This window comes from Serratia sp. BIGb0234 (assembly GCF_024809915.1).
Classification (GTDB): Bacteria; Pseudomonadota; Gammaproteobacteria; order Enterobacterales; family Enterobacteriaceae; genus Serratia; species Serratia liquefaciens.
In genome coordinates, this window is record NZ_JANUEI010000001.1 from 1,363,876 (window position 1) to 1,376,503 (window position 12,628).

Consider the following 12,628-nt stretch of genomic DNA (forward strand, 5'->3'; position numbering starts at 1 on the left):
AATGGTGCGCGATCAAACAAGTGGCGCAGTGGTCGGCGGTATAAGGTATTCGCGCCGGGCCGCAGCTCAGGGTGGGTAAAGTATAACGAGATAACGACCTCTGTCACCCTCCAGATATCACTGAACATTGGCCTGAACGGCTTAAAAAACGCCATTTTCGTTTGTGGGCAAGTTGACGGTGGCAATAACAAAATTTCAGACGGCGTGAGCGCAAAAATAAATGTTATTTTTGGCTTTATTTGTTCGTTATATTTCAAGCTGTGTTTTTTGACGCAAATTATTACCTGCTGAATATCTCTATCACCATAATGACTCCGTTTAAATTGCCAACCACACAAATGGCTTAAATTAACCTGTAGCACCGCTATACAGTGCAGGCCAATAAAATGATTCTCCGATTATTCCTAACGCCGAGGCGCTAATGAAAAAAATTTTGCTGGTTCTGCTGATGTGTACTTCCGGTGCCAATGCGGCCGTGGTGGTGACCCATGCTTACGGCTACGGTGTCCGCCCGGTTGTCGTCGCACCTCGCCCGGTGGTAGTCGTACCGCGCCCGGTGGTTGTTGCGCCGGCTCCGGTGGTGGTGACAACGGCGCCAGTGGTGACTGCCGCACCGGTCGCCCACCCGGTTGCCGCCGCGGCCGGTGCGGTGGGGATGGGCGTTTACCGCCATAATGAACGCCAGGATGCCTACGATGAAATCAACCATCTGCAGGACCAAAGAATTAATGCTTATAATCAACATCACCATTAATTCCTTCGTCAGAAATTAATAAAGAGAGCGCCAGACGGCGCTTTTTCTATTGTCGATATTCAATTGGCCGATGAAAACGGCAAGGACGTGTTGCCAGAAAATAAAACCCGCACAATAACCATGACAATGGAGGAAAAATGCTGTGAGGCAACTCTCTTAATGCGAATAGTTATTATGTCACTATACTGGATGGGTGTGCCCGCGGCCTCGCGCGCGCTGGCGTAATCGTACATTTTTAGGAATTGTACTAAGGAGATAGTGATGGCAGCCGTTCGTATTGAAAAAGACTCTATGGGACCCATCGAAGTGCCGGCCGACCGGCTATGGGGCGCACAAACGCAGCGTTCCCTGGAGCACTTCCGCATTTCTTCCGAAAAGATGCCGACCGCGTTGATTCATGCGCTGGCATTGACCAAACGCGCCGCTGCCAGCGTGAACATGGACCTGGGGCTGCTGCCTGCGGAGCGGGCCAACGCCATTATCAGCGCCGCCGATGAAGTGCTGGCGGACCAGCATACGAACGAGTTCCCGCTGTCTATCTGGCAAACCGGCTCCGGCACCCAGACCAACATGAATATGAATGAAGTGCTGGCCAACCGCGCCAGTGAACTGTTGGGTGGCGTGCGTGGGGAAGAGCGCCGAGTCCATCCGAACGACGACGTTAACAAGAGCCAAAGCTCCAACGACGTGTTTCCGACGGCGATGCACGTGGCGGCGGTGATCGCCGTGCGTGAACACCTGATTCCCGAACTGAAAGTGCTGCATAAAACGCTTTGCGACAAAGCGGAAGCCTATCGCGATATCGTCAAAATTGGCCGCACCCATTTACAGGATGCCACGCCGCTGACCCTGGGGCAGGAGATTTCCGGCTGGGCGGCGATGTTGGCGCACAACCTGCAGCATATTGAAGCCAGCATTCCACATATTTGCGAACTGGCGCTGGGCGGCACCGCTGTGGGCACCGGCTTGAATACTCATCCGGAATACGCGGTTCGCGTAGCCAAGGCCCTGGCTGATCTGACCCGGCAGCCGTTTGTCACCGCCCCTAACAAATTTGAAGCGCTGGCTACCTGCGATGCACTGGTGCACGGCCACGGCGCGTTGAAAGGGCTGGCGGCTTCGCTGATGAAAATTGCCAATGACGTGCGCTGGCTATCTTCCGGCCCACGTTGCGGCATTGGCGAGATCGCGATCCCCGAAAACGAGCCGGGCAGCTCCATTATGCCGGGCAAGGTCAACCCGACCCAGTGTGAAGCGATGACCATGCTGTGTGCTCAGGTGCTGGGTAATGATGTGGCGGTCAATATTGGCGGCGCCTCCGGTAACTTTGAGCTAAACGTGTTCCGGCCTATGGTGATCCACAACTATCTGCAGTCGATCCGCCTGCTGGCTGACGGCATGCAGGGCTTTAATGAGCATTGTGCTGTGGGCATTGAACCTAATCGCGATCGCATCAGCCAGTTGCTGAATGAGTCGCTGATGCTGGTTACCGCGCTGAACACGCATATCGGCTATGACAAGGCGGCCGAAATTGCCAAGAAAGCGCATAAGGAAGGCCTGACGCTGAAAGCTTCCGCGCTGAAGCTGGGCTACCTGACCGAAGAGCAGTTCGACCTGTGGGTACGTCCGGAAGACATGGTTGGCAGTATGAAGAAGTAATTGATTGCTCGGCTTGTAAAAGGCTTACTGAGGTAAGCCTTTTTTATGGAGAAAATGCATGTCACGCACCGAGCGTCTACTCGAGCTGATGCAAATCTTGCGACGGCATCGCTACCCGGTCGCCGGCCACGCGTTGGCGCAGGAAATGAATATCAGCATGCGCACGCTGTATCGCGATATTGCCACCTTGCAGCAGCAGGGAGCCGAGATTGTTGGGGAAGCGGGCGTGGGATATGTGCTGCGGCCGGGGTTTATGCTGCCGCCGATGATGTTCTCACAGCAGGAAATTGAAGCACTGGTGTTGGGCATGCGCTGGGTAGGCCGCCGGGGTGACAGTCAGTTAGCCGAAGCGGCCAATAATGCCCTGGTAAAAATTGCCGACGTGCTGCCTGCAGCATTACGCGACGAGCTAGAGGCCAGCACGTTATTGATTGGTCCCTTGGATTTGATCAAGGTGGCGGACGAAACCCTGGTGTTGATCCGCGAAGTCATTCGCAAGGAACGCAAGCTCGAGGTGCATTACTGCGATAACAACGGCAATGAAAGCGAGCGTATCCTCTGGCCTTTTGCCCTCGGTTACTTTGAGCAGGCGAGGATGCTGGTGGCCTGGTGCGAACTGCGTCAGTCATTCCGCCATTTTCGTCTCGATCGTATCCGGCTGGCTACGCCGCTGGCGCAACGCTATCCACGAGGACGCCGCCTGCTGATGAAAGAGTGGCATCAATCGCAGGGCATCCCTACGCAGTAATCCCACACTGCTGCCAAAAACTGTCAGTAGGGGCGCTTAGTCTTAAGGTCTCGGGAGCCAGCCGGTTCCCTCACCCAAAGGTTAATGCGATGACAACCCCAAATATGACCCTTCTCTATGTCGATAACCCAGAAAAAAGCGCCATCTTCTACCGTCAGTTACTGGGGCAGGAGCCGGTGGAGCTTTCGCCCACTTTTGCGCTGTTTGTGTTGAGTAACGGCCTCAAATTGGCGATGTGGTCGAAGCATACCGTGCAGCCTGGCGCGACGGTGACCGGTGGCGGTGGTGAACTCGGTTTTCTGTGCGAATTGCCGCAGCAGGTGGACGCGCTTTATCAGCAGTGGCGCGATCGGGGGCTGAATATCATTCAGCCGCCGGTGACGCTGGACTTCGGTCATAGCTTCGTCGCCACCGATCCTGACGGCCACCGTCTGCGGGTTTACAGCCTCAGCGAGTAGGGGCGTCGGTATACAGGTGGAGCCGTTTGATCAGCAACCTCAACGGCTTGGCGTCCGGCTTATATTTATGTTTGACCGTCGCCGCGTCGTAATTGAGCAACTCGCCAATCTTCGGCACCTGGGCGCCATTTTCCACCTGGCATAGCGCAATCAGCGGCAGCGGGCAGGGGTGCTGTACCTGTTTTTGCTGCGGCTGATACCATACCCGGGCAATGGGTTGAACTTTCACTGGCCGCTTGATTTTTAGCGCCGCCTGCTGGGGCAGGCGACTGACATCATCGATTTCACGGCTGACCAGTTCTGCCCACTGTTCACGGTTATGTGGCGGTACCGCTCGGCCGGCTTTCAGGCTCTTTTCCAGTTGCGCCAGAATATCGTCGCGCTTTACGTTCTTGATAATATGCTTGTTGGCCCAACCGAACCGCACCGAGTCCGGATCCGTCACAACGGTCAAACTACGGTAGGCGCTAAGAGTAATCAGGCCGTGCAGATGAGTATGAACGAAGTCAAAGCGTTGCTCCGGCGCCAGGCCGGAATCGACGGTAATAATCTGTTCCAGCTCGGCTTTCAGCCGGTTTATCAGGCCAATTTGCGTCTGGATCTGCAGGTATTCCGGCTGCTCTACCGCCAGGCAAATAACGCCGGGCAGGCGTACCGCAGCCTTGCTGCTGACGTTGTGTTTATTGTGATGGATAAATAACCGCTGATAATGCTCCAGCGCCAGGTCGCGAGCGGCCTGGCCGACATGCTGCTCGACGGCAATCTGTTCTATCGTCGCATGCTCTTTGCCTTTCTCGATTTCCGGTAGGCTGAACACCCTGCCGGCTAACAAACGTAACGGTAATACCTGCTGGTGGAAGGCTGTCAGCGCCTGTTCCAGTTGGTTAAAACAACCATTCATCCTGCCAATTAAATCGTATTTATCCATCTGGCACCTCTCATTTTAGTTACAACATACATTAAGGGGACGACAAACGGAAGGGCAGCTTCGGCTAAGGTGAGGAATGAGACACCGAGTGGTCCAGGCTAACCAGAGGGGTTAAGGCCCCCCGCACCCGTGGGTACAGGGGGGAGGGTTAAACGCGAGCTGCTTCCGGCAGTTTTTTCAGGTAATGCACGACCAGCAGGGCGAGTAGCAACATCACGCTGATAAATGCCACGACGCCATTCCAACCGAAGCTGTGCCAGAAAACACCGCCGAGGGTCCCGGCGACGCTGGAACCAACGTAATAGCAGAATAAATACAGCGAGGATGCTTGTCCTTTGGCGCGGCGGGCGCGACGTCCGATCCAACTGCTGGCAACCGAATGGGCGGCAAAGAAACCGGCGGTGAACAGCATCATGCCGATAAAAATCACCGCGACCGGGGCCAGGGCAGTAATCAGTATCCCGATCAGCATAATCAGGGTCGAAGCCAATAACACTGACCCGCGGCCGAAGCGGGACGTCATGGCACCGGCCTTCGGCGAACTGTATGAACCGGTCAGATAGACCACCGACAACAGGCCGACAATCGCCTGGCTCAGGTGGTAAGGATCAGCCAGCAGGCGGTAACCAATATAGTTGAACATGGTGACAAAGCTGCCCATCAGCAGAAAACCTTCGGCAAACAGCAGCGGCAGGCCTTTATCGTGCCAGTGCAGACGGAAGTTGATCAGCAGGGTACGTGGGCGCAACGAACTGGCGCGAAAATGTTTTGAAGCGGGCAAAATACGCCAGAACATGCAGGCGGCGGCCAGAGCGAATAGCCCGATCACCGCCAGTGACACGCGCCAGGAGAAGAAGTCGGTCAGAACCCCGGTCACCAATCGGCCGCTCATGCCGCCGATGGAATTCCCGCTGATATACAGCCCCATGGAAAAAGCGACAAAACTGGGGTGGATCTCTTCGCTCAAATAGGTCATGCCAACGGCGGCGACTCCGCTCAGGGAAAGCCCGATCAGCGCACGCATTAGCAAAATGCCTTGCCAACTGGTCATAAAGGCGCAAATCAGGGTACAAATTGCCGCCAACAGCAGCGCCACAACCATCACCGGTTTACGGCCGATGGCGTCAGACAGCGGGCCGGTAAACATCAGGCCCAGGGCCAGCAATCCGGTAGACACCGACAGCGACAGGCTGCTTTCCGCCGGGGATATGCCAAAGTCTTGCGACAAAACCGGCAGAATCGGTTGCACGCAATACAGCAAGGCGAAGGTAGCCAGTCCGGCGGAAAACAGCGCCAGGGTCACGCGCATAAACTGCGGCGTACCGCGCTCGATGTAGGGAAGTTTGTTAAGAGTGGAACGTTGGGTTTTTGGCGCAGCAGCCGCGTCGTCGTTAGCGGCCAGCGTCGACGGCATACCGGCCGCAGAACGCACAGGGGTTGTCACAGTCTTTCCTTACACAGCACTTGATGAGTTAACAAAATGATAGGGAGAGGGCAGTTTTTTGTCTAATATATTAATAATTAATATTAAGACGTTTAAAGTATGAATATTGAGTTGAGGCATCTGCGTTATTTTATCGCCGTGGCGGAAGAGTTGCATTTTGGCCGTGCAGCGGAGCGGCTGCGTATTTCACAACCGCCGCTCAGCCAACAAATCCAGGCGCTGGAGGAAATGGTTGGCGCTCGCCTTTTGGCGCGGAATAACCGCAATGTCAGCCTGACTCAGGCGGGGGAGATATTCCTGAAAGAAGCCTATCAGGTGCTCGATCAGGTCAGTCGTGCGGCGGAAAAGGCAGCGCGATTGGAACGCGGCGAACTTGGCGAACTGACCATTGGTTTCACCTCTTCGGCACCCTTTATCAGCGTAGTGTCGCGCAGTCTGCGGGCTTTCCGTCAGCAACACCCGCAGGTGCACATCAAGATGCGAGAAGTGAACACCAAGCAGCAGATCGAACCCTTGCTCAATGGCGAGCTCGATCTGGGCGTGATGCGTAACACCCGCTTGCCGGACGTGTTGAAACATCAGCTTCTGCTATGTGAGCCCCTGGTGGCGGTGGTGCCGGAAGGGCATCCGCTAACCCAGGTGGCTTCCGGTACCTTGCGTTTCCAGCATCTGGCGGAAGAACCCTTTGTGTTTTTCTCGCGTGAGGTGGGAACCGCGCTGCATGACGAAATTTTGTCGCTGCTGGCCAAGGCGGGGATCACGCCCTATATCACTCAGGAGGTTGGTGAGGCGATGACCATCATTGGCCTGGTGTCTTCTGGCCTGGGTATCTCTATACTTCCGGCGTCTTTCGCCCGGGTTAAAATCGACGGAGTACAATATTTGCCGCTGGCGGAGCCGGAGGCGATGACTGAAGTTTGGCTGGTGCACCATCGTCAACGGCCGTTGACGGCGGCGGCAAAATCCTTGATGGCGTTACTGTTGGCCTGACGGACCAACTGGGTAAATAAAACACAATCCGTAGCGAAAGCAGGGTGAATTTGTGCAGCAAATCACATAACGAATCAAATAGTTGACGCTGTATTCCAAAAGCCCCACCATAGCCGATAGTCTTTATTTAGAAGCGCGAAAAATAGTAGGAGCAGGTTTGTGATTGCTGTTGGGCAGCCTGGGCATATTGATCAAATCAAGCAAACAAATGCAGGGGCAGTTTATCGGTTAATCGATCAACTGGGCCCAATTTCGCGCATCGAACTGTCAAAGCGAGCACAGCTGGCGCCCGCCAGCATCACCAAAATCGTGCGGGAGCTGTTGGAAGCCCATCTGGTTAAAGAAACCGAATATCAGGAAGTGGGCAGCCGCGGCCGCCCGGCGGTGGGCCTGGTGCTGGACACCGAAGCCTGGCATTACCTTTCCGCCCGCATCAGCCGTGGCACCATCACGCTGGCGCTGCGTGATATCAGCAGCAAGCTGGTAGTTGAGGAAATCCTCCCCCTGGCCGCCGAACACCCCGATCCGCTGCTGAAACGCATTCTGACCGAAGTCGATCAGTTTTTTATCCGCCATCAAAGCAAACTGGAGCGGTTGACGGCCATTGCCATTACTTTACCGGGGATGGTGGATGCGATTTCCGGCGTGGTGCATCGCATGCCGTTTTACGACGTGGAAGATATGCCCTTGGGGCCGGCGTTGGAAACGCGCACCGGTCTGCCGGTGTATCTGCAGCACGACATCAGCGCCTGGACCATGGCCGAAGCCTTATACGGCGCTTCACGCGGCAGTCAAAACGTCATTCAGGTGGTGATCGATCATAACGTCGGCGCCGGCGTCATCACCGGTGGTCGGGTGCTGCATGCCGGTAGCCGCAGCGTGGTAGAGATTGGTCATACCCAGGTCGACCCTTACGGCAAACGCTGTTACTGCGGCAACCACGGCTGCCTGGAAACCGTAGCCAGTATCGAGAATATGTTGGAAATCGCCCGCACGCGGCTCGGGACCTCGATGAGTTCCAGCCTGCACGGCATGCCGCTGACGGTCGAATCGCTGTGTGATGCAGCGCTGGCAGGCGACCAACTGGCCAAAGATATCATCCTTGGCGTGGGCCACAGCGTAGGCCGTATCCTGGCTATCATGGTCAACCTGTTCAATCCGGAAAAAATCCTGGTCGGCTCCCCGCTAAACCGCGCGGCGGAAATTCTGCACCCGGCCATTGCCTCCTGCATTCGTCAGCAATCTCTGCCGGCTTACAGCGAGCATATTAAGGTGGAGTCCACCCAGTTCTTCAACAAAGGCACCATGCCCGGTGCGGCTTTGGTGAAAGAAGCGTTATACAACGGTTCACTATTGGTTCAGTTGCTGCAAGGCTAACACCAATCAGTAATACTTATCGTTTAACGCCAAAATGTTGCGCTACCTCAAGCTCGTGCCTGTCGGCATCCTCTAGACTTTTCCCCGTTCTACTCTTTCGCCGTAAACCCGGCGATATTTTGGTTAACGGTGTATCTCGGGGCAATTAAGTCATGTTAACGCGTTTATTTGTAACAGGAACGGATACCGATGTCGGTAAAACAGTGGTTTCTCGCGCTTTGTTGCAGGCCTTTGCCGCACAGGGCCGCTCAGTGGCCGGCTACAAGCCGGTTGCCGCACGCTGTCAGGAAACCAGTGAAGGCCTTCGCAATAAAGACGCTTTGGTTCTGCAGGCCTCTTCAACTCTGCCGCTGTCATATCAGGAAATTAATCCCATCACCTGTCTGGAAGAAGTGTTTCACGCGCAACCTACCGACGATATCAACTATGGTGTGATGAGCAGCGGACTGCAGCATCTATCCGCCAAGGCCGATACCGTGGTGGTCGAGGGCAGTGGCGGCTGGCGCGTGCTGATGAACGACATGCGGCCTTATGCCGAATGGGTGGTGCAGGAGCAACTGCCGGTAGTTTTAGTGGTGGGGATTAAATTGGGCTGTGTCAGCCATGCGTTGTTAACGGCTCAGTCGATCATTAATGACGGCTTACCTTTGCTGGGCTGGGTGGCTAACCGCATTAACCCGGGGCTGGCGCACTATGCCGAAACCATCGACGCGTTGCAGCAGCGCATTCCTGCGCCGTTGCTGGGTGAAATTCCTTATCTGCCGCGGGCTGAGCAGCGTGAATTGGCGCATTACCTGGATATCTCACCGCTGCTGAACCGCTAGGCGTTGTGATAGACCGACACCGAGCGCAAACCCCGTGAAACGGTAGTGGCGATCACGCAGGCCAGCAAAATGCCCGGCAGCAGGGTGTATTCACCGGTCATTTCGAACACCATCAACGCAGCCATGATCGGCGCGTGGGTGGTTGCGGCCAGCAGCGTGGCCATACCGGTCAGCGCCATCAGCAGCGGCACCGCGCTGCCCAGTTCCGGCCAGGTGGCGCACAGTTGCCCAACCACCGAACCCAGGGCGGCCCCGACAAACAGCGTTGGCGTGAATACGCCGCCGGGCGCTCCGGAACCGCTGCTGGCGAGCACCGCCAACAGTTTACAAATCAGAATGGCGCCAACCAGCAATACGCCGGGCGGCGCACTGAGTAGTGACTGCACCACGCTGTAGCCATTGCCCCACACCTCAGGAAACAGCAGCGAAAGCAACCCCACGATCAACCCGCCGAGCGCCAATTGCAAAGGGGGCTTCAGGCGCAGCGAACGGAAAGCATGGCCGCTGGCCTGCATCGCCCATAAAAATAGCGGGCCGCAAATGCCGGCCAATACGCCCAGTAGCGCCATCAGCAAATATTGCACTGGCCAGGGGGCGGGCAGAGGCTCAACCAGGTACAGCGGCGCCTGGCCACCGTTAAGCAAGTTGGTCATCAGCAGTGCGCAAACGGCGGCAATCACCACCGGGCCCAGCGAGGCCAGCATCAGCGTGCCAAACAGGATTTCCGCAATAAACAGGCTGCCTGCCAACGGGGCGTGGTAAGCGCTGGCCATCCCGGCAGCCGCGGCGCAGGCGACCCACAGTTTCCATTCTTTCTCGTGGGTGAAGCGTTGAGCAAACACGGAACCTATCAGCGCGGCCAGCAGGATCATCGCACCTTCGCGACCGATGGCGCTGCCGCTGGAGACCACCAGCAGCGAAGCCAGGCATTTCACCAGGCTGGCACTGACGTCCAGCCGCCCGTCGCCGGTTTCGATCGCTTCCATATAATCGGTTGGCGCTATCTGTCGTTGATGTTGATAGCGCTGGTAAACCCACAGCAGCGTGCCCGCCGCCAGGCCGCCTAACGCCGGGGTCAGCGCCCTTCGCCAGGCCGGTAACGCGGAGGCGGCAGCGACAAGGCTGCCGCTCTCATGGTCGAGCAACAGCCATTCCAGGCCCAGCATCGCACGGTGAAACAGCCAAACCACCAACGCGGCGGCGATACCAAGAAAGATGGCAATAAACAGGCGGCGCAGCAGGGCGCGATAGTGGTGCAGGTGGACCCATCGTTTCATGCGTCAGTAAAATCAGGAGAAAAATGAAAGGTTCAGCGGAGTATTGTGCTTGCCGTGTCAGCCGAAGGCCAGTGAATCTTTGCAGAATTGGCGGAGGGCTCATGGTTTAGCGGGCTGGCAGGGATTCACCCTGATTTTTGTGACGATGTCACTTGAAGTTCAAATGGTGCGTTTTTCGCCAGCGAAAACAGCTAACTAGACAGCGGTAACGGCAGCGACTCGTCGGGCTGATATAATGGGATGAAAATGAGAATCCAAGGTTTGTAATCACGCTATGACAAATAACGAAGCCCCAGCGCCACTCCTTCATCGTCCGTTGATCCTGATTGCCTGCATGTTGGCGATGTTTATGTCAGCCATTGAGGCGACGATTGTCGCCACGGCGATGCCCACAATTATCGGCGATCTGGGCGGGTTTTCTCTGCTGGGCTGGGTGTTTGCAGTGTATTTATTGGCGCAGGCCATTACCATTCCGATTTATGGCCGGCTGGCGGACTTCCTCGGGCGCAAGCGGGTATTTTTCTTTGGCGCCACGCTGTTTTTGCTGGGCTCGGTACTGTGCGGTTTCTCACCCAATATGTACTGGCTGATCGGTTTTCGGCTGCTGCAGGGCTTGGGGGCCGGGGCGATTATGCCGATAGCCACCACCATCATCGGGGATGTTTACAGCGCCACCGAACGGCCGAAGGTAATGGGTTATCTGTCCAGCGTCTGGGGTGTTTCGGCGATCGTTGGCCCGCTGCTGGGCGCGTTTATCGTCCAGCATCTGCCTTGGGCGTTGGTGTTCTGGGTTAATTTACCCATTGGCCTGTTGGCGATGTTTTTCCTTGGCCGCTATTTGCCTTCTCACCAACAGCTACGTAAGCATGCGTTGGATCTGGCGGGCACGGCTTGGCTGACGCTGTTTGTTTCGGCGCTGTTGTTATCGCTGCTGCAGGCCGAAAACCTTGGGTGGTGGGTGCTGCCCCTGTTGGGCTTGGCGGCCGTTGCGCTGATGTTGTTGGTTCGACAGGAGCGCCGTGCACCGGAGCCATTGTTCCCGTTGGCGCTGTGGCAAAGCCGGGTGATTGTGGCCGGCAATATTGGCGGTCTGGTGATTGGTGCAGCGATGATGGGGATCAGCGCTTTCCTGCCGACCTTTATTCAGGGCGTGATGGGCGGGACACCGCTGGAAGCCGGTACCACGCTGGCGCTGATGTCGATTGGCTGGCCGCTGGCCAGCACCTTCAGCGGACGGCTGATGCTGATGACGTCCTACCGTACGACGGCGCTGCTGGGCGCGCTGTTGTTGGTGGCCGGTGGGCTGATCTTATTGCTGATGCAACCGAGCGGCGGTTTGCTGTGGGGCAGAGTGGCCGCCTTTATGATCGGCGCCGGTATGGGGCTGTGCAACACCACGTTTTTGGTTTCGGTGCAGAACGCCGCGCACCACAGCATCCGTGGCATCGCCACTGCCTGCACGGTGTTTACCCGTATGATGGGCTCGGCGATCGGTACCGCGATCTTGGGGGCCACGCTGAACATTAACCTTCAGGTGCGTCTGCCGCAAACGACCGATCCGGTCCAACAGTTGATGGAGCCGGCTACGCGTGGCGCAATGGGGTCGGAAATGCTGGCAGAGATGACGCAGCAGGTTGCCGCCTCACTGCATTGGGTATTTTTGGTCTCCGCCATCATCTCACTGTTGGCATTGGCGGCTGCGATGTTGATCCCCGCCCGGCATCGGCCGCAGGGTGAGGGAGAAGAGGCGGAACAAGCCTAAAGGAAAGGGCGCTGATAGCGCCCTGGATCAGAATTACTGTGCGGTTTTGGTATCTTGACTGGTGCCGGTCTGGGCCGCATCACCGCTGTCGTCGCCGTTGCTCAGGCGAGTATATACAATCTTTTGGGTGTCGTTCTCGCAGTGGCCAACCACCAGCCCGCCGGCCTGTTGGGCCTGATCGTTAGGCACGATATCCAGCTTGAAGCCGGATTCCGGCACGCCGTTGTTGATAATTTTCTGCGAAATGTCCGCCTTCACGCTCTCGCACGAGGCCAGGGCGGCCAGGGGGGCTGCGGCCATCAGCACTGCACCCAAGATAAGCGCTTTTTTCATCAATTCGTCCTTTTTGAGAATGGGCTTCCTTAGTCAGAATAGCAGCAACGGCGGCGGAGAGTAACGGCCGCCGC

Annotated in this window: 12 protein-coding genes; 8 read left to right on the forward strand and 4 right to left on the reverse strand. The window is 56.6% G+C overall.

Annotated features, from left to right (window positions below; genetic code table 11):
• Nucleotides 1-421: 421 nt before the first annotated feature.
• From M2407_RS06760 to M2407_RS06775, 4 genes are all read left to right on the forward strand, one after another.
• Nucleotides 422-754, forward strand: a complete 333-nt coding sequence (locus tag M2407_RS06760) for a hypothetical protein (RefSeq protein WP_259217254.1) — start codon at nt 422-424, stop codon at nt 752-754.
• A 261-nt stretch (nt 755-1,015) separates the two neighbouring features.
• A complete protein-coding gene (gene fumC, locus M2407_RS06765) occupies nt 1,016-2,413 on the forward strand; it encodes a class II fumarate hydratase (protein ID WP_259217256.1) in 1,398 nt (465 codons plus the stop codon).
• Nucleotides 2,414-2,471: 58 nt separating this feature from the next.
• Entirely contained in the window at nt 2,472-3,161 is a 690-nt protein-coding gene (locus M2407_RS06770) for a YafY family protein (protein WP_259217258.1), read from the forward strand.
• Between the two features lie 89 nt (nt 3,162-3,250).
• Nucleotides 3,251-3,619 carry a VOC family protein gene (locus tag M2407_RS06775; RefSeq protein ID WP_130015679.1) on the forward strand — a complete coding sequence of 123 codons (369 nt, stop codon included), beginning with the start codon at nt 3,251-3,253 and terminating at the stop codon, nt 3,617-3,619.
• Here the strand turns inward: M2407_RS06775 and tus are convergent.
• Together tus and M2407_RS06785 are read right to left on the reverse strand one after the other, a co-directional pair.
• On the reverse strand, nt 3,609-4,547 hold the full coding sequence (gene tus / locus M2407_RS06780) for a DNA replication terminus site-binding protein (protein ID WP_259217264.1): 939 nt from the start codon (nt 4,545-4,547) through the stop codon (nt 3,609-3,611). The genes M2407_RS06775 and tus overlap by 11 nt on opposite strands.
• A 148-nt stretch (nt 4,548-4,695) precedes the next feature.
• Entirely contained in the window at nt 4,696-5,961 is a 1,266-nt protein-coding gene (locus tag M2407_RS06785; protein WP_259217340.1) for an MFS transporter, read from the reverse strand.
• 129 nt (nt 5,962-6,090) lie between these two features.
• Between M2407_RS06785 and M2407_RS06790 the strand changes: the two genes are divergently transcribed.
• The 3 genes from M2407_RS06790 to bioD all read left to right on the forward strand — a co-directional run bounded on the left by M2407_RS06790 (nt 6,091) and on the right by bioD (nt 9,182).
• Nucleotides 6,091-6,981, forward strand: a complete 891-nt coding sequence (locus M2407_RS06790) for a LysR family transcriptional regulator (protein ID WP_259217266.1) — start codon at nt 6,091-6,093, stop codon at nt 6,979-6,981.
• Nucleotides 6,982-7,140: 159 nt separating this feature from the next.
• Nucleotides 7,141-8,358, forward strand: coding sequence for an ROK family transcriptional regulator (locus M2407_RS06795; protein ID WP_020826757.1), 1,218 nt, complete (start codon nt 7,141-7,143; stop codon nt 8,356-8,358).
• A 152-nt stretch (nt 8,359-8,510) separates the two neighbouring features.
• Nucleotides 8,511-9,182, forward strand: a complete 672-nt coding sequence (gene bioD / locus M2407_RS06800) for a dethiobiotin synthase (protein ID WP_020826758.1) — start codon at nt 8,511-8,513, stop codon at nt 9,180-9,182.
• Here bioD and clcB read toward each other — a convergent pair.
• Nucleotides 9,179-10,459: a voltage-gated ClC-type chloride channel ClcB gene (clcB, locus tag M2407_RS06805; protein WP_201895302.1), complete on the reverse strand. Its 1,281-nt coding sequence runs from the start codon at nt 10,457-10,459 to the stop codon at nt 9,179-9,181. The two genes, bioD and clcB, sit on opposite strands and share 4 nt — an antisense overlap.
• A 274-nt stretch (nt 10,460-10,733) precedes the next feature.
• On the opposite strand from clcB, the gene M2407_RS06810 reads away from it, so the two are divergent.
• Nucleotides 10,734-12,221 carry an MDR family MFS transporter gene (locus tag M2407_RS06810; RefSeq protein ID WP_259217276.1) on the forward strand — a complete coding sequence of 496 codons (1,488 nt, stop codon included), beginning with the start codon at nt 10,734-10,736 and terminating at the stop codon, nt 12,219-12,221.
• A gap of 33 nt (nt 12,222-12,254) precedes the next feature.
• On the opposite strand, the gene M2407_RS06815 is transcribed toward M2407_RS06810, so the two are convergent.
• Nucleotides 12,255-12,554, reverse strand: coding sequence for a DUF1161 domain-containing protein (locus tag M2407_RS06815; protein WP_020826761.1), 300 nt, complete (start codon nt 12,552-12,554; stop codon nt 12,255-12,257).
• Nucleotides 12,555-12,628 lie beyond the last annotated feature (74 nt).

Excerpts from the sequence above, each read along its gene's own strand:
- M2407_RS06760 (WP_259217254.1), top strand. The coding sequence starts at position 422 with ATGAAAAAAATTTTGCTGGTTCTGCTGATGTGTACTTCCGGTGCCAAT.
- fumC (WP_259217256.1), top strand. The coding sequence starts at position 1,016 with ATGGCAGCCGTTCGTATTGAAAAAGACTCTATGGGACCCATCGAAGTG.
- M2407_RS06770 (WP_259217258.1), top strand. The coding sequence starts at position 2,472 with ATGTCACGCACCGAGCGTCTACTCGAGCTGATGCAAATCTTGCGACGG.
- M2407_RS06775 (WP_130015679.1), top strand. The coding sequence starts at position 3,251 with ATGACAACCCCAAATATGACCCTTCTCTATGTCGATAACCCAGAAAAA.
- tus (WP_259217264.1), bottom strand. The coding sequence starts at position 4,547 with ATGGATAAATACGATTTAATTGGCAGGATGAATGGTTGTTTTAACCAA.
- M2407_RS06785 (WP_259217340.1), bottom strand. The coding sequence starts at position 5,961 with ATGCCGTCGACGCTGGCCGCTAACGACGACGCGGCTGCTGCGCCAAAA.
- M2407_RS06790 (WP_259217266.1), top strand. The coding sequence starts at position 6,091 with ATGAATATTGAGTTGAGGCATCTGCGTTATTTTATCGCCGTGGCGGAA.
- bioD (WP_020826758.1), top strand. The coding sequence starts at position 8,511 with ATGTTAACGCGTTTATTTGTAACAGGAACGGATACCGATGTCGGTAAA.
- clcB (WP_201895302.1), bottom strand. The coding sequence starts at position 10,459 with ATGAAACGATGGGTCCACCTGCACCACTATCGCGCCCTGCTGCGCCGC.
- M2407_RS06810 (WP_259217276.1), top strand. The coding sequence starts at position 10,734 with ATGACAAATAACGAAGCCCCAGCGCCACTCCTTCATCGTCCGTTGATC.
- M2407_RS06815 (WP_020826761.1), bottom strand. The coding sequence starts at position 12,554 with ATGAAAAAAGCGCTTATCTTGGGTGCAGTGCTGATGGCCGCAGCCCCC.